Origin of the sequence: Micromonospora humi, from assembly GCF_900090105.1 — a bacterium.
GTDB lineage: Bacteria > Actinomycetota > Actinomycetes > Mycobacteriales > Micromonosporaceae > Micromonospora > Micromonospora humi.
The window spans coordinates 42,380-66,540 of record NZ_FMDM01000014.1; the positions used below are offsets into that span (position 1 = coordinate 42,380).

At 72.5% G+C, this 24,161-nt stretch carries 17 protein-coding genes; 9 read left to right on the forward strand and 8 right to left on the reverse strand.

Annotated features, from left to right (window positions below):
• Positions 1–163: 163 nt before the first annotated feature.
• A complete protein-coding gene (locus GA0070213_RS23980) occupies positions 164–5,224 on the forward strand; it encodes an NAD-glutamate dehydrogenase (protein WP_091069258.1) in 5,061 nt (1,686 codons plus the stop codon).
• 79 nt (positions 5,225–5,303) lie between these two features.
• On the opposite strand, the gene GA0070213_RS23985 is transcribed toward GA0070213_RS23980, so the two are convergent.
• Together GA0070213_RS23985 and GA0070213_RS23990 are read right to left on the reverse strand one after the other, a co-directional pair.
• Entirely contained in the window at positions 5,304–6,101 is a 798-nt protein-coding gene (locus tag GA0070213_RS23985; protein WP_091069610.1) for a class F sortase, read from the reverse strand.
• A 79-nt stretch (positions 6,102–6,180) separates the two neighbouring features.
• Positions 6,181–7,377, reverse strand: coding sequence for a hypothetical protein (locus GA0070213_RS23990; RefSeq protein WP_091069613.1), 1,197 nt, complete (start codon positions 7,375–7,377; stop codon positions 6,181–6,183).
• A 485-nt stretch (positions 7,378–7,862) separates the two neighbouring features.
• Here GA0070213_RS23990 and GA0070213_RS23995 point away from each other — a divergent pair, with 485 nt between their 5' ends.
• Positions 7,863–9,665, forward strand: coding sequence for a glycoside hydrolase family 6 protein (locus GA0070213_RS23995; RefSeq protein ID WP_091069261.1), 1,803 nt, complete (start codon positions 7,863–7,865; stop codon positions 9,663–9,665).
• A 109-nt stretch (positions 9,666–9,774) separates the two neighbouring features.
• On the opposite strand, the gene GA0070213_RS24000 is transcribed toward GA0070213_RS23995, so the two are convergent.
• From GA0070213_RS24000 to GA0070213_RS24020, 5 genes are all read right to left on the reverse strand, one after another.
• Complete coding sequence (locus GA0070213_RS24000) at positions 9,775–10,152, reverse strand: hypothetical protein (protein WP_091069265.1); 378 nt, start codon at positions 10,150–10,152, stop codon at positions 9,775–9,777.
• An 81-nt stretch (positions 10,153–10,233) separates the two neighbouring features.
• Positions 10,234–10,554, reverse strand: coding sequence for a hypothetical protein (locus GA0070213_RS24005; protein ID WP_091069268.1), 321 nt, complete (start codon positions 10,552–10,554; stop codon positions 10,234–10,236).
• A 16-nt stretch (positions 10,555–10,570) separates the two neighbouring features.
• On the reverse strand, positions 10,571–12,226 hold the full coding sequence (locus tag GA0070213_RS24010; RefSeq protein ID WP_091069272.1) for a sodium:solute symporter family protein: 1,656 nt from the start codon (positions 12,224–12,226) through the stop codon (positions 10,571–10,573).
• A gap of 187 nt (positions 12,227–12,413) precedes the next feature.
• The gene (locus GA0070213_RS24015; protein WP_091069275.1) at positions 12,414–13,577 is read right to left on the reverse strand and encodes a hypothetical protein; all 1,164 of its coding nucleotides are present in this window, start codon (positions 13,575–13,577) and stop codon (positions 12,414–12,416) included.
• Between the two features lie 12 nt (positions 13,578–13,589).
• Positions 13,590–14,183: a hypothetical protein gene (locus tag GA0070213_RS24020; RefSeq protein ID WP_091069279.1), complete on the reverse strand. Its 594-nt coding sequence runs from the start codon at positions 14,181–14,183 to the stop codon at positions 13,590–13,592.
• Between the two features lie 305 nt (positions 14,184–14,488).
• Between GA0070213_RS24020 and GA0070213_RS24025 the strand changes: the two genes are divergently transcribed.
• The 7 genes from GA0070213_RS24025 to GA0070213_RS24055 all read left to right on the forward strand — a co-directional run bounded on the left by GA0070213_RS24025 (position 14,489) and on the right by GA0070213_RS24055 (position 23,012).
• Positions 14,489–16,861, forward strand: a complete 2,373-nt coding sequence (locus GA0070213_RS24025) for a sensor histidine kinase (RefSeq protein WP_091069282.1) — start codon at positions 14,489–14,491, stop codon at positions 16,859–16,861.
• Entirely contained in the window at positions 16,861–17,283 is a 423-nt protein-coding gene (locus GA0070213_RS24030; RefSeq protein WP_091069286.1) for a roadblock/LC7 domain-containing protein, read from the forward strand. Before GA0070213_RS24025 ends, GA0070213_RS24030 begins: the two co-directional genes overlap by 1 nt.
• Complete coding sequence (locus GA0070213_RS24035) at positions 17,273–17,662, forward strand: DUF742 domain-containing protein (protein WP_091069289.1); 390 nt, start codon at positions 17,273–17,275, stop codon at positions 17,660–17,662. The genes GA0070213_RS24030 and GA0070213_RS24035 overlap by 11 nt, the downstream gene beginning before the upstream one ends.
• Positions 17,643–18,245 (forward strand): GTP-binding protein, encoded by a 603-nt coding sequence (locus tag GA0070213_RS24040; RefSeq protein ID WP_091069293.1) that lies wholly within the window; start codon positions 17,643–17,645, stop codon positions 18,243–18,245. Before GA0070213_RS24035 ends, GA0070213_RS24040 begins: the two co-directional genes overlap by 20 nt.
• A gap of 101 nt (positions 18,246–18,346) precedes the next feature.
• Positions 18,347–19,381 carry a lactonase family protein gene (locus GA0070213_RS24045; protein ID WP_175441465.1) on the forward strand — a complete coding sequence of 345 codons (1,035 nt, stop codon included), beginning with the start codon at positions 18,347–18,349 and terminating at the stop codon, positions 19,379–19,381.
• A 177-nt stretch (positions 19,382–19,558) separates the two neighbouring features.
• Positions 19,559–21,316, forward strand: a complete 1,758-nt coding sequence (locus GA0070213_RS24050) for a substrate-binding domain-containing protein (protein ID WP_091069299.1) — start codon at positions 19,559–19,561, stop codon at positions 21,314–21,316.
• A 214-nt stretch (positions 21,317–21,530) separates the two neighbouring features.
• On the forward strand, positions 21,531–23,012 hold the full coding sequence (locus tag GA0070213_RS24055) for a sugar transferase (protein WP_091069302.1): 1,482 nt from the start codon (positions 21,531–21,533) through the stop codon (positions 23,010–23,012).
• Here GA0070213_RS24055 and GA0070213_RS24060 read toward each other — a convergent pair.
• Complete coding sequence (locus tag GA0070213_RS24060; protein ID WP_091069306.1) at positions 23,006–24,154, reverse strand: PP2C family protein-serine/threonine phosphatase; 1,149 nt, start codon at positions 24,152–24,154, stop codon at positions 23,006–23,008. The two genes, GA0070213_RS24055 and GA0070213_RS24060, sit on opposite strands and share 7 nt — an antisense overlap.
• Positions 24,155–24,161 lie beyond the last annotated feature (7 nt).

Consider the following 24,161-nt stretch of genomic DNA (forward strand, 5'->3'; position numbering starts at 1 on the left):
GGGGTACTCCGGGACCGGCCGACCACGCACCCGCAACAGGTGAAAGGGCACAGTCCCGATCCGGACGTCCGGCCAGTGGTCCGCCGACCGAGGGGCACGACGGCAGGCCTAGGCTGGGCGGCAGAGTGACCCACAACGCGGTGGGTCGAGGGGAGTGGCACCGATGGACCGGCGTCCGGCGATCAAACCGGGACCCGATCTCCAGGCTGACACCAGCCGGGACGATGACAGCTTCGATTCGGCGACCGACGGGGACGGTTTCGGCCGTCTCGACACAGGAGTGACCGGCCTGACCGGTTCCAGCATCGACACCCTCTACGACCTGGGTCTGCCCGCGCAGGCGCTGGCCGACGACGTCGAGGACGCCGAGCTGGACGAGCCGGTGCCCAACGCGGAACGGCTGGTCGCCCAGGCGGTCGCGCTGGCCGGCGAGGACCATGACGCCGCCACGCTGGTGGACCGCTTCTGGCGGTTCGCGCCGGACGAGGAGCTGATCGGCTTCACCGCCGAGGAGATGCTGGAGGCGGCCCGGGCGCACCGGGACCTGGCCCAGCAGCGGGTGCCGGGCGAGCTGAAGCTGCGGATCCACGAGCCGGACGCCGAGCAGCACCACACCGTCGTCGAGATCGTCACCGACGACATGCCGTTCCTGGTCGACTCGGTCACCGCGCTGCTGAACTCCCGGCACCTCGACGTGCACCTGCTGGTGCACCCGCTGGTGGTGGTCCGGCGCGAGCCGCTGGGCCGGCTCACCGAGGTCTCCGCCGACGTGGAGCCGGACGACGCGATCGCCGGTGACCTGGTCGAGAGCTGGATGCGGATCGAGATCGACCCGGTTCGCGACCCGGCCGAGCGGGAGACGGTGCGGCGCGAGCTGCAGCGGGTGCTCACCGACGTGCGGGAGGCGGTCGAGGACTGGCCCAAGATGCGCCAGCGGGCGCTGGCGCTCGCCGACGAGCTGGCCGCCGCACGCACCTCGGACAATCGCCCGCCGGTGCCGGAGAAGGACATCACCGACTCGGTGGAGCTGCTGCGCTGGCTGGCGCACGACCACTTCACCTTCCTCGGCTACCGGGAGTACCGCCTGGTCGACACGGACGGGGCGGACGGCGGGCAGGCGCTCGAGGCGGTCCTCGGCACCGGGCTGGGCATCCTGCGGTCCGACTCGCCGGAGGCCCGGTCGCTGAACTCGATGACCCCCGAGGCGCACGAGCGGGTGCTGGAGAAGCGCCTGCTCATCATCACCAAGGCCAACTCCCGCGCCACCGTGCACCGGTCGGCCTACCTGGACTACATCGGCTTCAAGATTTTCAACGAGGCCGGCGAGGTGGTCGGGGAGCGGCGCTTCCTGGGCCTGTTCTCCACCGCCGCCTACCGGACCAGCGTGCAGGAGCTGCCGGTGGTCCGCCGCAAGGTGGCCGAGGTGCTCGACCGTTCCGGCCTGAGCCTGCGCAGCCACTCCGGCAAGGACCTGCTCCAGATCCTGGAGACCTACCCGCGCGACGAGCTGTTCCAGATCAAGACCGACGACCTCTACCACGCGGTGATCGGCGTGCTGCGGATGGCGGGTCGCCGGCAGTTGCGGGTCTTCCTGCGCCGGGACGCGTACGGGCGGTTCATCTCCTGCCTGATCTACCTGCCCCGGGACCGGTTCACCACCCAGAACCGGCTGCGCATGCAGGACATCCTGCTGCGCGAGCTGAACGGCGTCGGGGTCGACTACACCACCCGGGTCACCGAGTCGATGCTGGCCCGGGTGCACTTCATCGTCCGCACCGACCCGAACAATCCGCCCGGTGAGATCGACGCCGACCTGCTGGCCGAGGAGTTGGCCGACGCCACCCGGCTCTGGGACGACGACTACCGGCTGGTGCTGGAGCGCAAGCTCGGTGACGAGCAGGCCAAGCACCTGTTCGGCCGCTACGCCGACGCGTTCCCGGAGGGCTACAAGGACGGGCACACGCCGTACGAGGCGATGAAGGACCTGGCCAAGCTGGAGCTGCTGGAGGAGCCCGGCCAGCTGGAGATGCACCTGTTCCGCAAGCAGTTGGCGCCGCGCGCCTACTCGGGCCGGGCGAACGACGCCGACGAGTCGATGGACGTGCGGTTCAAGGTCTACCGGTACGGCGAGCCGATGATGCTCTCCGCCGTGCTGCCGGTGCTGCACTCGCTCGGCGTGAAGGTGGTCGACGAGCACCCGTACGAGGTGGAGCGGGTCGACGGCCGGATCTGGCTCTACGACTTCGGTCTGGAGCTGCCCGAGCGGCACCAGGACCTGGCCGAGGTGCGCCCGCACGTGGAGAACGCCTTCGCCGCCGCCTGGCGGGGCGAGGCCGAGGTGGACGGCTTCAACGAGCTGGTGCTGCGTACCGGGCTCACCTGGCGGCAGGTGGTGGTGCTGCGGGCCTACGCGAAGTACCTGCGGCAGGCCGGCACCGTGTTCTCCCAGGAGTACATGGAGCAGACGTTCATCGCGTACCCGCGCATCGCCGGGTTGCTGGTGCAACTCTTCGAGACCCGGTTCGCGCCCGGCGCGACCACCCTGGACGAGCGCCGGCAGCGCAGCGGCGAGCTGGTCGACGCGATCGGTGAGGCGTTGGACGAGGTGGCCAGCCTCGACCAGGACCGCATCCTGCGGGCCTACCTGACGCTGATCCAGGCCACCCTGCGCACCAGCTTCTACCAGAAGCCGGTGGGCGGTCGGCCCAAGCCGTACGTGGCGTTCAAGCTGGACCCGCAGGCGATCCCGGACCTGCCGGCCCCGCGGCCCAAGTTCGAGATCTTCGTCTACTCGCCCCGCTTCGAGGGCGTGCACCTGCGGTTCGGGCCGGTGGCCCGGGGCGGCCTGCGCTGGTCCGACCGGCGCGAGGACTTCCGCACCGAGGTGTTGGGCCTGGTCAAGGCGCAGATGGTGAAGAACGCGGTGATCGTGCCGGTCGGTGCCAAGGGCGGCTTCGTGCTGAAGCAGAAGCCGGGCGACCGGGACGAGGCGGTGGTCTGCTACAAGGAGTTCATCTCCGCGCTGCTCGACGTCACCGACAACATCGTCAGCGGCGAGATCGTGCCGCCGGACGACGTGGTGCGGCACGACGCCGACGACCCGTACCTGGTGGTGGCGGCGGACAAGGGCACGGCGACGTTCTCCGACATCGCCAACGAGATCTCCACCGCGCACCGCTTCTGGCTGGGCGACGCGTTCGCCTCCGGCGGCTCGGCCGGCTACGACCACAAGAAGATGGGCATCACCGCCCGCGGCGCCTGGGAGTCGGTGAAGCGGCACTTCCGGGAGCTGGGGCACGACACCCAGACCCAGGACTTCACAGTGGTCGGCGTCGGCGACATGTCCGGTGACGTGTTCGGCAACGGCATGCTGCTGTCGGAGCACATCCGGCTGCTGGCCGCCTTCGACCACCGGCACATCTTCCTGGACCCGGACCCGGACGCGGCCACCTCGTTCGCCGAGCGCAAGCGGCTGTTCGACCGGCCCCGGTCCTCGTGGGAGGACTACGACCCGGGGCTGATCTCGGCCGGTGGCGGCATCTTCCCGCGTACCGCGAAGTCGGTGCCGATCACGCCGCAGGTGCGCGCGGTGCTCGACCTCGACGACGACGTCACGCAGCTCAGCCCGCAGGAGTTGATGAAGGCGATCGTCACCGCGCCGGTGGACCTGTTCTGGAACGGCGGCATCGGCACCTACGTCAAGGCGTCGACGCAGACCAACGCCGAGGTCGGGGACAAATCCAACGACGCCATCCGGGTGGACGGCAAGAGCCTGCGCTGCCGGGTGGTCGGCGAGGGCGGCAACCTGGGCTTCACCCAGCAGGGCCGGATCGAGTACGCCGCGACCGGTGGCCGCATCTACACCGACTTCATCGACAACGCGGCCGGGGTGGACTGCTCCGACCACGAGGTGAACATCAAGATCCTGCTCAACACCGCGGTCGCCGACGGGGAGCTGGACCGGCCCGAGCGCGACGAGCTGCTGGCCCAGATGACCGACGAGGTCGCCGAGCTGGTGCTGCGGGACAACTACGACCAGGCGCGGGCGCTCAACAACGCCCAGGCCCAGGCGGCCTCGCTGCTCCCGGTGCACCGCCGCATGATCAACGAGCTGGAGCGGTCCGGCGCGCTGGACCGGGCGCTGGAGGCGCTGCCGCCGGACGAGGAGCTGGCCGTCCGCACCGAGAGCGGCCTCACCGCGCCGGAGTTCGCGGTGCTGCTCGCGTACGTGAAGATCGTGCTGGAGCGGGAGATCGTCAGCGAGGGGCTGGCGGACGAGGAGTGGACGACCGACGTCCTGGTCAACTACTTCCCGACGCCGCTGCGGCAGCGCTTCGCCGACCGGATGGGGCGGCACCGGCTACGCCGGGACATCGTCACCACGGTGCTGGTCAACGAGGCGATCAACCGGGGCGGCATCTCGTTCGTGTTCCGGGTGGTCGAGGAGACGGCCGCCTCGGCGGCGGACGTGCTGCGGGCGTACGTGGTGGTCCGCGAGGTGTTCGAGCTGGGCGACCTGTGGAACGCGGTGGAGGCGCTGGACAACAAGGTCTCGCCCGAGCTGCAGACCGCCGTCTACCTGGACACCCGGCGGCTGCTCGACCGGGCGGTGCGCTGGCTGGTCACCAACCGGCGCTCGCCGATCGACGTGCCGGCGGAGATCGCCCGGCTGCGCGACGGGGTGGCCCGGCTCATGCCGGACCTGGAGCACCTCTTCTGGGGCACCGAGCGGGAGGCCATCGCGGCGCACATCGAGGCGCTGGTCGGCAAGGGGCTGCCGCGGGAGCTGGCCGTGCAGGCGACCCGCCTGATGTACAGCTTCGGCCTGCTCGACATCGTCGAGACGGCGCAAACGAGCGGGCGGGAGGTGAGCGAGGTGGCCTCGGTCTACTTCGTGCTCTCCGACCGGTTCCGGGTGGACGCCCTGCTGTCGAAGATCTCCCTGCTGCCGCGGGAGGACCGCTGGCAGACGCTGGCCCGGATGGCGCTGCGCTACGACCTGTACGCCGCGCTGGCCGCGCTCACCGCGGAGGTGCTGGGCTCCACCTCCGACGACCTGCCGCCGGTGGAGCGGGTGCAGGAGTGGGAGCAGGCGAACGCGACGTCCATCCACCGGGCGCACCGGGCGATGGGGGAGTTCGACGAGTCCCGCGCCGACCTCTCCGCGTTGTCGGTGCTGCTGCGGCAGATCCGTACCCTGGTGCGGACCTCGGCGGCGGCCTGACGGTAAGGCGGGGCCCCCTGTTAACGCCTCCGGTAGAGGAGGGGGCCCCGCTTAACACCACCCCGACGCGCCGCGCCGGTCACGCGGTCATGTGTGCGTAGACCACGATGTTGTTCAGGTAGCTGCCGGCGCTCCGGTCGAACACCCCGCCACAGGTGACCACCCGCAGGCCGGGCACGCCGGACGGTCCGTAGACCTGCTCCGCGGGAAAGGCGGTCTTCGGGTACGACCGGACCTCGTCCACGGTGAAGGTGGCGGTCGAGCCGTCCTGCCGGGAGACCGCGATGGTGTCGCCGCGCACCAGCGCACCGAGGTTGAAGAAGACCGCCGGGCCGAGCTTGGCGGAGTCGACGTGCCCGACCACCACCGCGTTGCCGACCTCACCGGGGCTGGCGCCGGGGGAGTACCAGCCCGCCTTCATCGCCTGGTCCAGCGGGGGCACCTGCACCGTGCCGTCCGGGTTGGTGCCGAGCGTCATGATCTCTGCGCGTACCCCGATCCGGGGGATCGTGATGGTGGTCGGCGCCGATCGGGGCAGACCGACCGGCACGCCGCCGGCGCCCGCCGGGGAGCCGGGCGGCGCGGCCGGAGCGGCTCCGGCCGTGGCCGGCGGGACGGCTCCGCCCGGCGAGACCGCCGGCGTCTGCCCGGTCGGTGCCCCGGGGGTGGTGGGACCCGTCGACGGTGCGGGAACCGTCGGGGCCGGAGTGGTCGGGGGAGTCCAGTCCCACGGCGCGGCGGTCGCGACGTCCGCGTCGGGAACGCCGGCCGGATCGGCGGTGCCGGTCGGGCCGGCCTGCGCGATCGGCTGCGGCTGCGGCGGGGTGGGCGACGGCACGGTACGGACCGACGCGCCGATCAGGCCGGAGCCCACCATGGCGAGCAGGACGACGAGCGCCGCGCCGGCGGCACGCCACGGTCTCCCGTGACGGCCGCCGGCCCGGTTCGTCGTCCGGTCAGACCAGGTCACCGGCCCGCCGCCGGCGCAGCAGCACCAGCCCGCCCAGTGCGGCGGCACCGATCATGCCGGCGCCCCCGGTGGCGAGACCGCGGTCCAGACCGGTGCCGGCCATGCCGCCGTCACCGCCGTCGACCCCGCCGTGCGGCAGGACCACCAGTTCGCCCTCGCCGCAGGAGCCCCGCAGCTCGTAGCGGCCCGGGTGGACGTCCTTCCAGACGCTGGCCTCGCCGTAGTAGACGAAGTCCTTGCCGTGCTCCCAGCCGGCCTCGTCGCCGCCGGAGCCGTACTCGTCCCCGCCCTGCCAGGCGTCGCCGCCCTGCCACTCGGCCCCGTGCTCGTCCTTGCCGTCCTTGCCGTACTCGTCCCCGGCCTCGGGGCCCTTGCCGTGGTCGTCCTTGGCCTCGGGGCCCTTGCCGTGCTCGTCCTTGGCCTCGGGGCCCTTGCCGTGCTCGTCCTTGGCCTCGGGGCCCTTGCCGTGCTCGTCCTTGGCCTCCGGGCCCTTGCCGTGGTCGTCCTTGCCGTCCGGGCCGTGCCCCTCCTTGCCGTCCTTGCCGTGCTCGTCGTCGGCCCAGTCGGCGGCGTCCCAGCCCGGCTCGGCGGCCTGGCCGTACTCCTCCGGGACCTGCAGGTCCGCACCCTGGGCGGCGGGGTCGGCGGCGGCACCGGCACCCGTGCCGCCGGGCTGGGGCGCGTCGGCCGGCGGCTGCGGCATCCCCGCCTCGCCCGGCCCGTGCCCGTCCTTGCCCTGCTCGTCCTTGCCCTCGGGGGCCTTGCCGTCGGGGCCCTTGCCGTGGTCGTCCTTGCCCTGCTCGTCCTTGCCCTCCGGGCCCTTGCCGTGGTCGTCGCCGCCGTGCGCGTCCTTGCCGTCGGGACCCTGGTCCGCGTCGGCCCAGTCGCCACCACGATCGGCCCAGTCGGCGCCGTCGGCCCAGTCGCCGTGCTCGCCGTCGCGGGCCGGGTGCAGGTCGACCTTCCCGGTCACCTTCGACCAGACGTAGGCGTGCTCCTGAGGCTCGGAGCAGATCTGGAGCAGTTCCACGGTGTCGCCCGCCTTGACCACGTGCGGCTTGGCGATGACCTTGCCCTCGTCGTCGTGCCCGCCCGCGTAGGCCAGCCCTGGGGTGAACACGAGAAGGCCCGCGCCGCCGAGAGCGGCACCCGCGACGACCTTCCCGAGCATCTTCTTAGCCATGAGCAGCGTCACTCCATCCCTGTTCGTCCTGAGCCCGACGTCAGTCGAGCTACCGCCGACGTTAGACCTTTTCGCGACTTATTCGGGGAAAGATTCGTTTTTAGGACTTTGCCGATGATGTGGCTTTCGCGCGTGCGGAGCGCCGCCGCGCCCGGTCTGGGCCTCGAAGAACCCGCTGCGCGGTAGGGTCGGGGAGGGCGTATCGAGGCATTGCCATGGAAGCGCTCCCATGCAAGAATCGCTGCACGCGGTTCGGGGAGCCACACCGCGAGCTCAGACGTCGAGGGCAACCGGCACCGCCGGACGACGTCCGCTCCTACGGCCGGTCCTGCGGACCGGTCGGCACCACCACCCCCTCACGCCCGTCCGGGTCGGGCGTCCCCCGAAGCAACCCGTGGCGCGCACGGTCGATCCCGCAGGGCGACCGCCACCGCCATTCCGCCGGGCCGTACGCGGATCCGGTCTCGCCCAAGGAGATCAGTGGTATGAATCTGTGGAGAAGGCTGTCCGGCCGGAGCCGGACGCTCGCGCTCACCGGCGCCGGCGTCCTCGTGGCCGGTGGGCTCGTGACCCTTCCGGTCACCGCGGCGCAGGCCGCGACCCAGTGCAGCGTGGAATACACCACCAACGACTGGGCCGGCGGCTTCACCGCCAGCGTGGTCATCAAGAACCTCGGTGACCCGGTCAGCTCGTGGAACCTCGGCTTCACGTTCCCGAACAGCAGCCAGCGCGTGCAGCAGGGCTGGTCGGCGAAGTGGACCCAGAGCGGCCAGAACGTCACCGCGCAGAACGAGTCCTACAACGGCTCGCTGGGCACCGGCGCCAGCACCAACATCGGGTTCAACGGCGCCTGGAGCGGCAGCAACCCGAAGCCGACGCAGTTCACGCTGAACGGCACGGTCTGCAACGGCGGCACGCCGCCCACCAGCACGCCGCCCACGAGCACCCCGCCGACCAGCACCCCGCCCACCAGCACCCCGCCGACCAGCACGCCGCCCACGAGCACGCCGCCCACCAGCACCCCGCCGGGGCAGAAGGTGGACAACCCCTTCGTCGGGGTCAAGGGCTACGTGAACCCGGAGTGGAAGGCCAAGGCCGAGTCGGTCGCCGGCGGCAGCCGGGTGTCGAACAACCCGACCGCGGTCTGGATCGACCGGATCGCCGCCATCAACGGCACCCCGGACAGCAGCTCCAACGGCGCGATGGGGGTCAAGGCACACCTGGACGCCGCGCTCGCCCAGGGCGCCGGCTACATCCAGTTCGTCATCTACAACCTGCCCGGCCGGGACTGCTCCGCGCTCGCCTCGAACGGTGAGCTGGGCCCGAACGAGCTGCCCCGCTACAAGGCCGAGTACATCGACCCGATCGCCGCGATCCAGGGCGACGCGAAGTACAAGAACCTGCGGATCGTCAACATCATCGAGATCGACTCGCTGCCCAACCTGGTGACCAACACCTCGGGCAACCCGGGCGGCACCGCGATGTGCGACACGGTCAAGGCCAACGGCGCGTACGTCAACGGCGTGGGCTACGCCCTGGCCAAGCTCGGCGCCATCGGCAACGTCTACAACTACATCGACGCCGGCCACCACGGCTGGCTCGGCTGGGACAGCAACTTCGGCCCGGTCGCCGACCAGCTCAAGGCCGCCGCCGTCGCGTCCGGCAGCACCGTGCACAACGTGCAGGGCTTCATCACCAACACGGCGAACTACTCCGCGCTCAAGGAGCCGTACGTCAAGATCACCGACTCGGTGAACGGCCAGACCGTGCGGCAGTCCAAGTGGGTCGACTGGAACATGTACGTCGACGAGCTCTCGTTCGCCCAGGCCTTCCGGCAGAAGCTGGTCTCGATCGGCTTCGACAGCAACATCGGCATGCTGATCGACACCTCCCGCAACGGCTGGGGCGGCGCCGCCCGACCCACCGGACCTGGCCCGTCGACCTCGGTGGACGCCTACGTCGACGGTGGTCGGATCGACCGTCGCTTCCACGCCGGCAACTGGTGCAACCAGGCGGGTGCGGGCCTCGGCGAGCGGCCGAAGGCGGCGCCGGAGTCCGGCATCGACGCCTACGTCTGGGTGAAGCCCCCGGGTGAGTCGGACGGCTCCAGCAAGGAGATCCCGAACAACGAGGGCAAGGGCTTCGACCGGATGTGCGACCCGACGTACACCGGCAACGCCCGCAACGGGAACAGCATGTCCGGCGCCCTGCCGGACGCGCCGATCTCCGGCGCCTGGTTCCCGGCCCAGTTCGCGCAGCTGATGCAGAACGCCTACCCGGCGCTCTGATTCCGCGGCCGGACCACCCGCCGCGGCGGGAGTGAGGCACCGCCGCGCGGGTTCCCCCGGGCCCCTGGTCGACGCCCACGTCGACCAGGGGCCCCCGGCCGTCCAGGGGTCAGGGCACCGTCTTCTCGATCGCCGCCCGGCCCAGCTCATCCAGGTCACGGCGGGCCCGCTCCACGTTCTCCGCCGTCACGTCCTGACCACGGGCCCGCACCAGGTCCTCCGGCTCCCAGGGCTGCTCCGCGCCGGTACGGATGTTGTCCCCGCCCGCGCCGGTGCCGGTGCCGGTCGCGCCGGTCCCGGCCGCGTACGGGTCACCGAGGATGTCCGGCGACCCGGTGTCGGCCACCGCGCCGTCCGGTTCGGTGAAGGTGGGGTTGTCCGGGTCGGTGCCGCCGGTACGCAGCTGCGGCACCGTGCTGTCGTCGTCCACCGCCGCGGCCACCTCGGGGGTCTCCTCCAGCGGTCGTCCGGGGTCACGATCGGCCATGCTGCTGCCTCCTTGTCCCAATCGGTGATCCCCCTGGCGTACCCCCTGCGGGGGCGGCCATGCCGGCCCTCCGCCGACGGCTCAGGACTCGTCGGAGCGCGTCTTCGGCGCCTCCGTCGGGCTCACCTTCTGCCACAGCAGCATGAGCAGCCCGAAGACCAGCATCACCGCACCGGCCCACAGGTTGATCCGCAGGCCCTGCGCCTTGTCGATCTCGGCCGACGAGTCGAAGAGCCCCATCAGCCCGACGATCAGCCCGTACGCGACGAACAGCCCGCCGATGACCCGGCGGATGTCGAACAGCCGGGCCGCGGCCGAGTTCTCCTCCCGGGCGTCCTCGGTCTCGTCGACAAGCGGGTCGTGGGCCTCGCCGCCCTGGTAGCGGTCCTCGTTGTCTGCCATGACCTGGGTCCCTTCCTCAGAAGACCGGGATGTAGAAGAGGGCGGCGAGCACCACGGCGACCAGGCCGAGCAGCACCGGGGACCGGTACCAGGCCGCGTCGCCGGCCAACGAGTCGTCCTTGAGCGTGGTGTCGCTCATGCCGTACACCAGACCGGTCAGCTCGTCGTCGGTCTTCGGCCGGGTCAGCGGCGTGATGATCGCGGCCACCACCGCGACGGTGACGAAGGCCAGCCCCGCGCCCCAGAAACTCTCCTCCAGGTCGGAGTTGAAGCTGATCACGCCGAGCTTGTAGAGCAGGTAGGTGGCGATCGCCACCACGGTGCCGGAGAGCAGCGACCAGAAGCCGGCCAGCGCGCTCATCCGCCGCCAGAACATGCCGATGATGAAGGTGCCGAAGAGCGGGGCGTTGAAGACCGAGAAGAGCGCCTGGATGTAGTTCATGATGTTGCTGAAGCCGGCCGCGATGAACGCGGTGCCGATGCCGACCACCACGGCCACCACCGTGGCGATCCGACCCACCTTCACGTAGTAGCCGTCCGGGCGGTCCCGCCGGAAGTACGCCTGCCAGATGTCGTACGTGAAGACGGTGTTGAAGCCGCTGACGTTGGCCGCCATGCCGGCCATGAACGACGCCACCAGGCCGGTGACCGCGATGCCGAGCACGCCGTTGGGCAGCAGGTCGCGCATCAGCAGCGGGATGGCGTTGTTGTAGACCAGGTCGCCCTGGTCGGCGCCCAGCCCCTTGACCGTGATCAGGGCGATCAGGCCGGGGATCACGGTCACCACCGGGATGAGCAGCTTCGGGTACGCCCCGATGATCGGGGTACGCCGGGCGGCGCTCATGTTCCGCGCCGACAGCGCGCGCTGCACCTCGGCGAAGTTGGTGGTCCAGTAGCCGAAGGAGAGCACGAAGCCGAGACCGAAGACGATGCCCAGCCAGTGCGCGCCGAGCGGGTTGTCGGTGCTGCCGGTGCCCTGCCAGGCGTGCAGGCCGGCCTCGCCGAGCTTGGACTCCCGGACCGCGTCCATCAGCCCGCTCACGCCGCCGACCTTGACCAGGCCGATCACCGTGATCGGCACCAGCCCGGCGATGATCACGAAGAACTGGAGCACCTCGTTGTAGATGGCGCCGGACAGGCCGCCGACGGTGATGTACGCCAGCACGATCACCGCACCGATCACGATCGCCACCCAGAGCGGCCAGCCCAGCAGCGCCTGCATGATCAGCGCCAGCGCGTAGAGGTTGACGCCGGCGATCAGCACCTGGGCGACCGCGAAGCTGATCGCGTTGAGCAGGTGGGTCGGGCGGTTGAAGCGCAGCCGCAGGTACTCCGGCACGCTGCGGACCTTGGAGCCGTAGTAGAACGGCATCATCACGATGCCGAGGAAGACCATCGCCGGCACCGCGCCGATCCAGTAGTAGTGCACCGTCATGATGCCGTACTGGGCGCCGTTGGCGGCCATGCCGATGATCTCCAGCGCGCCCAGGTTCGCCGAGACGAACGCCAGGCCGGTGACCCAGGCGGGCAGCGACCGCCCGGAGAGGAAGAAGTCGACGCTGGTCTTGATGGCGCGCCGGGCGGCGAAACCGACCCCGAGCACCGTGACGAAGTAGAGCGCCAGGATCAGGTAGTCCAGGGCGTTCATGTTCAACCGTAGGCCGCTGCCCATGCCTGTTGCTCCCCTCGTGTGGGTGCGTGCTGCGCCGGCAGTTACCCCGATCGCGACGTTTCATGCCTGCTGTTCCGGTTCACCCGGGGACGCAAGGAGGGGCCCCTTCTTAACGCCTGGCGTCGAGAAGGGGCCCCTTCTCACCGGTCGGCCGGTGAGGTGCAGGTGCAGGTGCGGGTTGCGGGCCTCAGCGCCCCAGCACGCGGTCCAGGAAGTCGCGGTAGCCGCGTACCGCGACCCGAAGCTGCTCGGTGTCCGACGAGCCGGACTCCTGCCAGGTGCCGAGCTTGGTGCGCTGCTCCCGGAGCGCCGTGGACAGCGCCTCGATCGCCTCCTCGACCAGCGACTCCGCCTCGCCGACCGCGGCCTTCGGGTCGTCCACGAAGCGCAGCTGGACGTCGCGCCAGCGGTCCCGGAAGCCCTGCGCGGCGTCCGCGGCGAACAGCGTCGCCGCGTCGCCCGGCACGGCGCCGGGCGTGGGCCGGTCGGCGCCGGCCAGTGCCGCGCCGGCCGCGCCACCGGCCACCGCGCCGGCCGCCGCGGTGGCGGCGTCCGGGGCGACGGTGTCGTGATGCCGTCCGGTGGCCTCGGCGTCCGTGGGGACCGGCTCGGCGTCGGGGTCTACCAGGCCCGGCTCCGGGCTGCCGTAGCCGACCGCGCCGGCGGCCACCGCGTCGTCCCGGTCCCGGTCCGGCGCGCCGTCGCGGTCCGTGTCGGCGGCCAGGGCGTCGTCCCGGTGCTCGTCGTCCACGAGGGTGTCGTCGCGGTCCGCGTGCGCGTCGGCCACGGAACCGTCCCGGTCCCCGTCGTCGACGAGGTCGCCGTCGGGGTCCGCGTCGGGGTGCTCGGCCGCCCAGTGGTCCCGGTCGTGCAGCCGGTCACCGGCCGTCGGGTCGGCCCGCTCGTCGTCCAGCGGGTCGGTCCGGCCCGGCGCGCCGTCGCCCGGCACGGCGGTGTCCTCGCCGCGCGCGTCCCGCTCGTCCTGCGGACGGCCGCCGGCCAGCGCCGAGGCGGCCACCGCGTCGCCGACCGTCGCCGCGCCGAACGCCGTCGGCAGCGGCGCCGGCTCGGCGAACCCCGGGCGTCCGTCGTCGTCGCGTGCCTCGTCGTCGTCCGACCTGTCGGCCTCGTCCCGCAGCTCACCGGCGTCGTACGCCCGGGTCTCGTCGAGCCCGGCGGCCCGGTCGTCGCCCACGGCCGGGTCGTCGAACGTGCCCCGGTCGTCCAGGGCGTCCTCGGGCCCGTCGGCCCGGCCGTCCCGGTCCTGGTCACCCGGCGGGGGGACCGGTACCGGCGTGGACCGTACGGCCTCGGGGTGGTCCTGCGTGACCTGCTGCTCTTCCTGGCGCATGGCGGCGGCTCCTCAGCGGCTCGTGGCGTCGTGCTCGGAATCGGGGTGGCGCTGCTCCGGCGCCCGCTGGCCGACCGGATCCTCGCCGAGCAGGTCGGCGAAGAGGGCCCGGTAGTGCACCAGCGCCTGCCGGAGGTCCTCGGTGCCGGCCTCACCGCGCTCGTTGCGCTGCCGGATCTCGTGGGCGTCGCGGTAGTGGGTCAGCGTGCGGGCGTGCTCGACGGAGAGGTGGGCGATCTGGTCCGAGAAATCCCCGGTGGGGTAGCCGCGCTCGGCGATCAACCGGCCGACCAGCTCGTCGGCGTCGCCGACGGTCTCCGCCGGCGAGTCGACGAAGCGCACCTGGAGGTCCTCCCAGGCAGCGGCGTAGCGGGCCCGGGACTCCGGGCTGAGCGGGGTGAGCTCCAGCTCGGCGTGCCGGCGCTCGCGCTCCCGCAGCTCACGCTCGGCGGCGCCCCGGCTGTCCTGCTCCTGCACGGCCCGGTCGTACTCGGGGCCGAAACGCTGCCGCAGCGCCCGCCGGCGGTTCGCGACCACGGCGAACGCGACCAGAGCGGCGACCACGACGACGACGATGACTATGACGACTACCTGGGTGGGCGACATGGCTCCTCCTTCGGCAGCTGGTATTCCCTGGTGGGGGTGATCGCCAATCCCGTTCCGGCGCACTTTCCCGGCCGGAACGCGAAAGCTGAGCCGTTCCAGAAACGCCCGTACGGCGACGGGGCGGGCTCCACCGGCCGTCCGGCATGGTCATCTCGGACGGTAGTGAGGGGCGAGACGGCCGGTAGTGCATCCGCCGGGGATTACGTATCCTGCCCAAGGCGTCCGGGTCGGGGCCCGGCGTCGTGGCCGGTCACCTGACGGCCGCTGCCGGCGCCACCCAGCGAACCTTCCCGGGCGAGGTCTTATTGAACACCCGCGACTGGCCGATCCGCGCCAAGCTGACCGCGCTGGTCATCGGTCCGGTGACCGGGCTGCTGGCATTGTGGATCTTCGCCACCACGCTGACCTTCGGGCCGGCGCTGGATCTGCTCGCCGCCCGTACCCTCCTCTACGACCTGGGCCGGCCGGGCGAGAACGTGGTCGCCGAGCTGCAGCGGGAACGGCGGCTCTCGGTGGTCCAGCTCGCCGGCGACGGCGTCCTGCCGGAGCTGGCCGGGCAACGCGACCGCACCGACCGGGCGGTCGTCGAGCTGCGCCGGCGGATCGACGGCGAGGAGTTGCGCGACGCCGCCGACGACCAGCTCGACGCGCGGCTCGACCAGCTCGGCGCGGCGCTCGAGGCGCTGCCCGCGGGGCGGGTCTTCATCGACGACCGGAAGGTGGACCGGGCCGGCGCGGTCGGGCTCTACAGCGGGATGATCGGCTCCGCGTTCCAGGCGTTCTCCGCCATGGCCACGCTCCCCGACGTCCACCTCAATCGGGAGGCCTCGGCGCTCACCGCGCTGGGCCGCTCCCGCGAGCTTCTCGGTCAGGCCGACGCGCTGCTGGCCGGCGCGCTCACCGCCGGCCGGTACGCCGAGGGCGAGCACGAGCAGCTGGTGCGGACCGTGGAGAACCAGCGGTTCCTGGCCGAGAGCGCGGTCGCCGACCTGCCGCCCGACGAGCGGGCCGGCTACCAGCGGCTCACCGAGGGCGCGGGGTTCCTGCGCCTGCGCGCCCTGCAGGACGCGCTGATCCGCGCCGACGAACTGCCCGCCCGGTTCGACGTCCGGGCCTGGGAGAGCAGCCACGCCGAGGTCTGGCAGGGGCTGCGGGACTTCGAGCTGCGCGGCGCGGACAGTCTGGCCGAACGCTCGGTGCCGATGGCGGTGCGCATCCTGGTCCAGCTCGCCGCCGCGGGGGTGCTCGGCCTGGTCGCGATCGTCGTCTGCGTGCTGGTGGCGCTGCGGGTGGGCCGGTCGCTGGCGCACCGGCTGACCGGCGTGCGGTCGGCCGCGACCGAGATGGCCGAGGAACGGCTGCCCGACGTGGTCGCCCGGCTGCGCCGGGGCGAGGAGGTCGACGTCGCCCGCGAGGCCCCCGAGATGGACCACGGCGGGGACGAGATCGGCCAGGTGGCGAGCGCCTTCAACGAGGTACGCCGCACCGCCGTGCAGGCCGCCGTCGACGAGGTCACCCTGCGCCGCGGCTTCCACGAGGTCATCCTCAACCTCGCCCGGCGCAGCCAGGGCCTGGTCCATCGCCAGTTGGCGCTGCTGGACCGGCTGGAACGGCGCACCGAGGACCCGGACGAGCTGGCCGGGCTGTTCCAGGTCGACCACCTCGCCACCCGGCTCCGCCGGCACGCCGAGGACCTGGTCATCCTGGCCGGCGCCGCGCCCGGGCGGGGTTGGCGTCGGCCGGTCGCCGCGGTGGACGTGATGCGCGGGGCGATCTCCGAGGTCGAGGCGTACCACCGGGTCGACGTGGGTGAGGTGCAGCCGGCCGGCGTGCTCGGCCGGGCCGTCGGTGACGTCATCCACCTGCTCGCCGAGCTGATCGAGAACGCGACCGCCTTCTCCCCGCCCGGCACCCGGGTGGACGTGACCGGCCGTACCGTGCCGGGTGGCTACACCATCGAGATCACCGACCGGGGGTTGGGCATGTCGGCGGCGACGATGGCGGCGGCCAACCGCAAGCTGGCCGCCCCGCCCGAGTTCGACCCGGCCGACAGCGCCCGGCTGGGCCTGTTCGTGGTGGCCCGGCTGGCCGCACGGCACGGCGTTCGGGTGGAACTCCGGCCGGGCCGGCCGACCGGGACGACGGCCTCCGTGTTCATCCCGTCCGACCTGGTCACCGACGAGCCCGCGGTCGGCCCGGACGCCGCCTCCGCCGGGCCGGAACGCCGGCGGATGGCGAAGGTGAGCCGGCTGACCACGGTGCCGCGCGGGCGGGCGGGCCGGCCGGCCCGGGAACGCCCCGAGTCCACGGTGATCCCGCTGCCGACCACCCGGGCCTCGACGGTGGAACCGCCCGCCGACTCCGACGGCCTGCCCCGCCGGGTGCGGCGGCGCGGCCCGGTGGCGCGCCCGCGCACGGTCGCCGCCGACACGCCGGCCCACCGCCCGCCGGAGGAGGCGCGCCGGGCCATGTCCGCGTTGCAGGCCGGTACCGCGCGGGGGCGTCGGGACGGCGTCCGCACGGGCGGCCCGGCGGTCACCCGGATCCGGGGCGCCGGCCCGGACACGCCCACCGACGTGCCGGCCGACACCGGTACCCCGCCCATCGCGCCGGATCCGACCACGGAGCCCTCCCCGCCGGCGCCGGACCGACGAACCGCGACTGAGAGGGACGCCTAGTGGTGCACACGACGCGGCAGAACGCCGATCTCGACTGGCTGCTCGACGACCTGGTGGAGCGGGTGCCGGCGGCCCGCCGGGCGGTGGTCCTCTCGGCGGACGGGCTCCTGCTCGGTGCCTCCGCCGACCAGGACCGCACCGACGCGGAGCACCTCTGCGCGCTGGCGTCCGGCTTCTCCGGCCTGGCCAAGGGGGCCACCCGGCACCTGGACGGCGGCGCGGTCCGCCAGACGGTGGTGGAGATGGAGTCGGCGTACCTGTTCGTCACCGCCGCCGGGCAGGGCGCCTGCCTGGCCGTGGCGAGCGACGCCGACGCCGACATCGGCCTGGTGGCGTACGAGATGGCGATGCTCGTCATCCGCGTCGGTGAGAACCTGGCCGCGCCGGCCCGGACGCCGGGAGCGCCGACCGATGCGGGCTGAGTCGCCGGGGCCCCAGCACGAGTGGCTGGACGCCGACGCGGGCCCGGTGGTCCGCCCCTACACGCTCACCGGTGGGCGGGTACGCCCGCCGGTCGACGGGTTCGACCTGCTGGCCTTCGTGCTCACCACGTCGGCGGCCGAGTCGGCGGGTGTTCCCGGTCTCCAGCCGGAGCACCGCCGCCTGGTCGAGCTGGCCCGGCGGCCGAAGGCCGTCGCCGACCTCGCCGCCGACCTGGATCTCGCCGTCGGCGTGGTCCGGGTGCTGCTCGGCGATCTCCTCGCCCATGGGTTCGTCGCGGTGCACCGGCCCCCGGCCACCGCGTACCTGCCCGACGACAACATCCTCAAGGCGGTGGTCAGTGGACTCCGTGCGCTTTGACCGGGAGCCGGCCGCGTCGCGGGTGCCGCTGGCCCTCAAGATCCTCATCGCGGGTGGTTTCGGCGCCGGCAAGACGACGCTGGTCAGCGCGTTGAGTGAGGTCCGGCCGTTGCAGACCGAGGAGGTGCTGACCGGGGCCGGTCTCGGCACCGACGACGTCTCCGGCGTGGAGCAGAAGTCGACCACCACGGTGGCGATGGACTTCGGCCGGATCACCATCAACGACGACCTCCAGGTCTACCTGTTCGGCACCCCGGGTCAGGACCGGTTCTGGTTCCTCTGGGACGAGTTGGCGTTCGGCGCGCTCGGCGCGGTGGTGCTCGCGGACACCCGTCGGCTGGCCGACTGCTTCCCCTCGATCGACTACTTCGAGCAGCGCGGCGTCCCCTTCGTGGTCGGGGTGAACTGCTTCGAGGGTTCCCGGCGGTTCGGCCTGGAGGCGGTGCGCGACGCGCTGGACCTCGACCCGGACGTCCCGCTGGTGCTCTGCGACGCGCGCGACCGGCAGTCCGGGAAGATGGTGCTGATCTCACTCGTCGAGCACGTGGCCCGGCAGCGCGGCGAGCCGGTGCCGGTGGGCTGAGCCGCCCGGCTCCCGATTCCCGCCCGGCGTTCCACGACTGACCGGGCGGCCCGCCGGGAAGGCTGGTTGGATCACAGCAGGATCGGCGGAAGGTGGGAGCGTTGACCGGGCAGCACGAGGTCGTCCACATCGGCGGCTACACGGCGGAGTCGGACGGGCGGGCGGACGGGATCGTCGCGGCCCGGCGGGACCCGGTGACCGGGGCGTTGACGCCGCTCGGGACCGTGGCGGCGACGCCGTCGCCGTCGTTCCTCGCCCGGCATCCGGCGCTGCCGGTGCTCTACGCCGTCAACGAGCTTCCCGACGGGCTGGTGAGCGCGTTCCGGGTGGGGTCCGACGGCGACCTCATGCCGCTGGTCGTGCGCCCGACCGGTGGGGCCGAGCCGTGCCATCTGGCGGTCGCGCCGGACGGCCGGAACCTGTTCGTGGCGAACTACGGCGGCGGCAGTCTGGCGGTGTTCGGCCTGGACGCCGACGGCGTGCCGGGGGAGCGCACCGACCTGGTCCGGCACGAGGGACACGGCGCCGATCCCGATCGGCAGGAGCGGGCGCACTGCCACATGGTCTCGCCGGACCCGGCCGGGGGGCCGTTGCTCGCCGTCGACCTGGGCACCGACTCGGTCTACCGCTACGACCTGGAGGCCGCCTCCGGGCGGCTGGTGCCTCGGGCGCCCCGGCTGCGGACGCCGGCCGGCACCGGACCCCGGCATCTGGCCCGGCACCCGGACGGGCGGCGCTGCTGGCTGGTCGGCGAGCTGGACGGCACCGTCACCGCGTACGACCTGACGCCGGACGGGCCGCACCAGCGGGCCCGGGTGGACGCCAGCGGCCGGGCCGGGCACGTGCAACCCTCCGAGGTGGCGGTCGGGCCGGACGGACGATTCCTCTACGTGGGCAACCGCGGCGTGGGCACGGTGGCCGTCTTCGCGCTGGACGGCGCGGCGCCGGAGCTGGTGGCCGAGGTGGACACCGGTGGCGGCTGGCCGCGGCACTTCGCGCTGACCGGCGCGCACCTGTACGTCGCCGACGAACGGGCCGACCTGATCAGGATCTTCCAGGTGGACCGGGCCAGCGGGGTCCCGGAGCCGGTCGGCGAGCCGGTTCCGGCGGCCAGCCCGACCTGCGTGCTGCTGTGACCGGGCGGTAACCGAGGGCGCTGTCCGGAGTGGATGGCGATCATCTGCGTCACTGAGGCATAACTCAGCGTATCGAATATGTGATCAACTGTTTCTCCTGCGTAACTTTCGTCCGAACGGTTGTGGCAGTAACCCCACGAGATACGCAAGATGGTCACCGTGTCTGGCCGCCATCGCATGCGATCCAACCTCCGTGGGGCAGGTGCCGCCGCCGCGGCGACCGCCCTCGTCGCCGTCGTAGCCGGCTCCTGGTTCGGTTACCAGCAGCTGGCCGGCCCGAGTTGTTCGGGCCGGATCGAGCTGTCCGTGTCGGCCGCCCCGGAGATCGCCCCCGCGGTCCGCGGCGCCGCCGACGACTGGGTTGCCAACGGCGCGGCCGTCGGCGGCACCTGCATCGCGGTGAACGTCCTCTCCGCCGAGTCGGTCGACGTGGCCGCCGCCGTGGCGAGCAAGCACGGCGCCACGCTCGCCGGAGTCGGGCAGGCCAGCGGCACCGCGGTCACCCCCGACGTCTGGGTGCCCGACTCGTCGACCTGGCTGGTGCGGCTCAAGGCGGGCGGCGCCAGCGCCTTCGCGCCGGCCAACGGCGCCTCGATCGCGCGCAGCCCGGTGGTGGTCGCGCTGCCCGAGCCGGTGGCCACCCGGATCGGCTGGCCGAACAAGGAACTGCGCTGGTCCGACATGCTCGACCAGGTCACCGCCAGCAAGCCGCTGCGGGCCGGCATCGTCGAGCCGACCCAGGACGCGGCCGGCCTGTCCGGCCTGCTCTCGCTGACCGCTGCGGCCAGCTCCACCGGCGAGGCCGGCTCCCCGAAGGCGCAGGAGGCGATGGTCGGGGCGCTGCGCGCGCTCGCCACCAACCGCTCCTCGCTGCGGCAGGACCTGCTCGCGCGGTTCCCGCGTTCGACCGACCCGACGGCCATCGCCAACGGGTTGGGCGCGGCGGCACTGTCCGAGGAGGACGTGATCGCCTACAACAACACGAAGCCGCCGATCAAGCTGGCCGCGCTCTACCTGGATCCGGCGCCGATCCCGCTGGACTTCCCGTTCGCGGTGCTGCCCGGCATCGAGCCGAGCAAGGCCTCGGCCGCGCGGGTGCTCTTCGAGGCGCTGCGCTCGCCCGACTTCAAGGACCGGCTCGCGGCGCAGGCGCTGCGTGCCCCGGACGGCAACTGGGGCAGCGGCTTCCAGGCGCCGACCGGCGCGCCGAGCCCGGCCAACGGCGGTGAGAAGCAGGTCCCGCCGTCCGGTCAGGGCGGCGCGGCCGACCTCGACCCGGTCGCCATCTCGACCGCGACCACCACCTGGTCGGTGGCCACCCAGTCCGGCCGGATGCTCTGCGTCATCGACGTGTCCGGTTCGATGAAGAAGCCGGTCGCCACCGCCAACGGGGCGAGTCGTGAGCAGGTCACCGTCGCGGCGGCGAGCCAGGGCCTGGGGCTCTTCGACGACTCCTGGTCGATCGGCCTGTGGACCTTCTCCACGAACCTCCAGGGCTCGCAGGACTGGAAGGAGCTGGTCGGGATCCGGCCGCTGTCGAGCAACCGGGGCGAGTTGCAGCGCGGCCTCGCCTCGATCCGGCCCTCCAGCGGCAACACCGGTCTCTACGACACCGTGCTCGCGGCGTACAAGAAGGTCCAGCAGGACTGGGAACCCGGCAAGGTCAACTCGATCGTGCTCTTCACCGACGGCAAGAACGAGGACGACGCCAACGGCATCTCGCAGAAGGGTCTGCTCGCGCAGATCAAGAAGCTCCGGGACGACGAGCAGCCGGTGCAGGTGATCATCATCGGTATCGGCACCGAGGTGAACCGGGCCGAGCTCAAGTCCATCACGGACGCCGCCGGCGGTGGTGCCTTCGTGACCACCGACCCCAGCAAGATCGGTGAGATCTTCCTCCAGGCGATCGCGCTGCGGCCCCCCGCACCGCGCTGACCTGTGAGTCAGCGATAGCCTTCCGCCGTACCGGGAATCCGGTACGGCGGAAGGCTTCCCGGGTCAAGGTACGAGAAGTGAACTGACGGTAATGTGTCCGAATCAATCGGTAACCATAATTGTCCTGGCATGATGTCCGGGTGCCTCGACCGCGGGTCCCGGGGCGGGACCGGACGGGAACGGGGCGGTCGGTGAGTTGAGTGGGGGAGGGCCGGTGACCTCGGCGACGCTGTTGACTCCTGCCAGGACGTCGCGACCCGGGGGTGAGCGACCCGGTGCGACGACACGAGCCGCGGAACGGGCCTACATCCGGGTCCTGGTGGTGCTCGACACCGCCGTGCTGGCCGTGGCCATCCTGGTCGGCTACCTGGCCCGGTTCGGTGACGAGCAGCCCAGCGGCTCCGAGATCCCCTACGTGGTGGTCGCCCCGGTGCTCCTGCTGGTCTGGCTGGTGTCGCTCAAGGCCATGCGCTGTTACGACGACCAGGTGCTCGGCTACGGCGCGGACGAATACCGCCGGGTCAGCGCGGCCAGCCTGCGGCTGGCCGGCGGCATCGCGATCGCCGGCTACATCGCCGACGTCGGAGTGTCCCGGGGCTTCCTGGCCATCTCCTTCGCGGTCGGCACCATCGGGCTGGAGGTGGCGCGGTTCGCCGCCCGCAAGCGGTTGCACCGGGCCCGTGACCGGGGCGCCGGCTGGTCCCGCAAGGTGCTGGTGGTCGGCGACACCGCGCACGTGCTGGAGCTGGTGCACACGCTGCGTCGGGAGCCCTACGCCGGCTACCAGGTGGTCGGCGCCTGCATCCCGGACGCGCTGCTCGCCCCGGTGCCGCAGCGCCTCGGCGACGTGCCGGTGGTCGGGTCGTTCCGGGGCATCCCGGAGGCGGCCACCGCGATCGGCGCGGACACGGTGGCGGTCACCGCCTCCGGTGAGCTGACCGCGACCCGGCTGCGCCGCCTCGGCTGGCAGTTGGAGGGCACCGGGGTCGACCTGGTGGTGGCTCCGGCGTTGACCGACGTGGCCGGCCCGCGCATCCACACCCGGCCGGTCGCCGGCCTGCCGCTGATCCACGTCGAGGCGCCCGAGTTCCGCGGCGCCCGCAAGCTCGTCAAGGGCTTCGTCGACCGGTCGCTCTCGCTGATCGCCCTGCTCCTGCTGTCGCCGTTGCTGGCGGTGCTCGCGCTCGCCATCAAGCTGGACAGCCGCGGCCCGGTGCTGTTCCGGCAGACCCGGGTCGGCCAGGGCGGCGAGGAGTTCGGGGTCTTCAAGTTCCGCACCATGGTGGTCAACGCCGATGCCCTGCTCGCCGAGCTGGCCGCGCGCAACGAGACCGACGGCCTGATGTTCAAGATGCGCGACGACCCCCGGGTGACCCGGACGGGCCGGCTGCTGCGCAGGTGGTCGCTGGACGAGCTGCCCCAGCTCGCCAACGTGCTGCTCGGCCAGATGAGCCTGGTGGGTCCGCGCCCGCCGCTGCCCTCCGAGGTGGCCCGCTACGACGGCGACGTGGCCCGCCGACTGCTGGTCAAGCCGGGCATGACCGGTCTCTGGCAGGTCAGCGGCCGGTCCGACCTCAGCTGGGAGGACGGCATCCGGCTGGACCTCTACTACGTGGAGAACTGGTCGCTCGCCGCCGACCTGACCATCCTCTGGAAGACGTTCGGGGCGGTGCTGGGCAGCCGCGGCGCCTACTGAGGCGGGCCGGCCTCCGGCTGCGGGCCCAGCCAGTCCAGGCAGACCACCACCGCGTCGTCCACCAGGTCACCGGCGACGAAGGCCCGCAGGTCGCCGATCAGCGACCGGACCGCGTCCAGCGGCTCCAGCGGGCCGGTCCGGCGCAGGAACCGGTCCAGGGCCGACTCGCCGTAGCGGACCCGGTCCGAGGTGGCGTCGATCACCCCGTCGCTGACCACGAAGAGCCGGTCCCCACGGTCCAGCTGGAACCGCTGCTCCCGGTAGTCGGTGCCGTCGAACATGCCGAGCGGGAACTGCTTGTCCAGCGTCTGCTGGGCCACCTCGCCGGCGCGCAGCCGGATCAGGTGCGGTGAGCCGGCGTCGACCGCGGTCAGCGTCCCGGTGGCCAGGTCCAGCTCCATCAGGAGCACGGAGAGGTGCTGCCCACCCCGGTGCTGTGCGTAGATCGCCTGGTCGGCCAGGGCGGCCTGGTCGGCCAGACCGAGCCCGGCCCGGCGCGCGTTGCGCAGCGCGTAGGTGGCCAGCGAGGTGAGCAGCGCCGCGGCCACCCCCTCGCCGAAGCCGTTCAGCACCGCCAGCCGGAGCCGGTGGCCGTCGTCCGACCAGTCGAAGCTGTCCCCGCGCACCGCGTACGCCGGTTCGAGCTGGCCGGCCAGGCTGAACGACGGGCGGATCCGGCTGCGCCCGGGCAGCAGGTCCCACTGCATCTCGGCGGCCAGGGTGAGCCGCCGGCTGCGCCGGTTGGTCAGGTAGATGTCGGTGGTCGACGTGACGGCGGCCAGTTCGTGCCCGAGAACGGTGGCGATGGTGTCCAGCTCGTGGCGGGCGGACCGGTCGGCCGGCATCGGCGAGACCCGCAGCACGCCGCGTCGCTCGCCCCGCATCCCGACCGGGAACCAGCCGGTGCCGTCGGCGACGATCGGCTCCTGCTGGTCGAAGGCGTGCCAGGCGGGGTGGCCGGGGCCGGTGAGCGCCTCGCCGCCGCCCAGCGGCAGCAGCTCGGCGAGCCGGTAGTCGACCTGGTACAGCTCGGTGCGGGTGATCCCGTACGTGCGCCGCAGCTCGGCGGCGAGCCGGTCGACGATGAGATCGGTCGGCGCATCGGTCAGGATCTGACGCGCGCGTGCCTCCGGTTCGCTCATCTTTGCT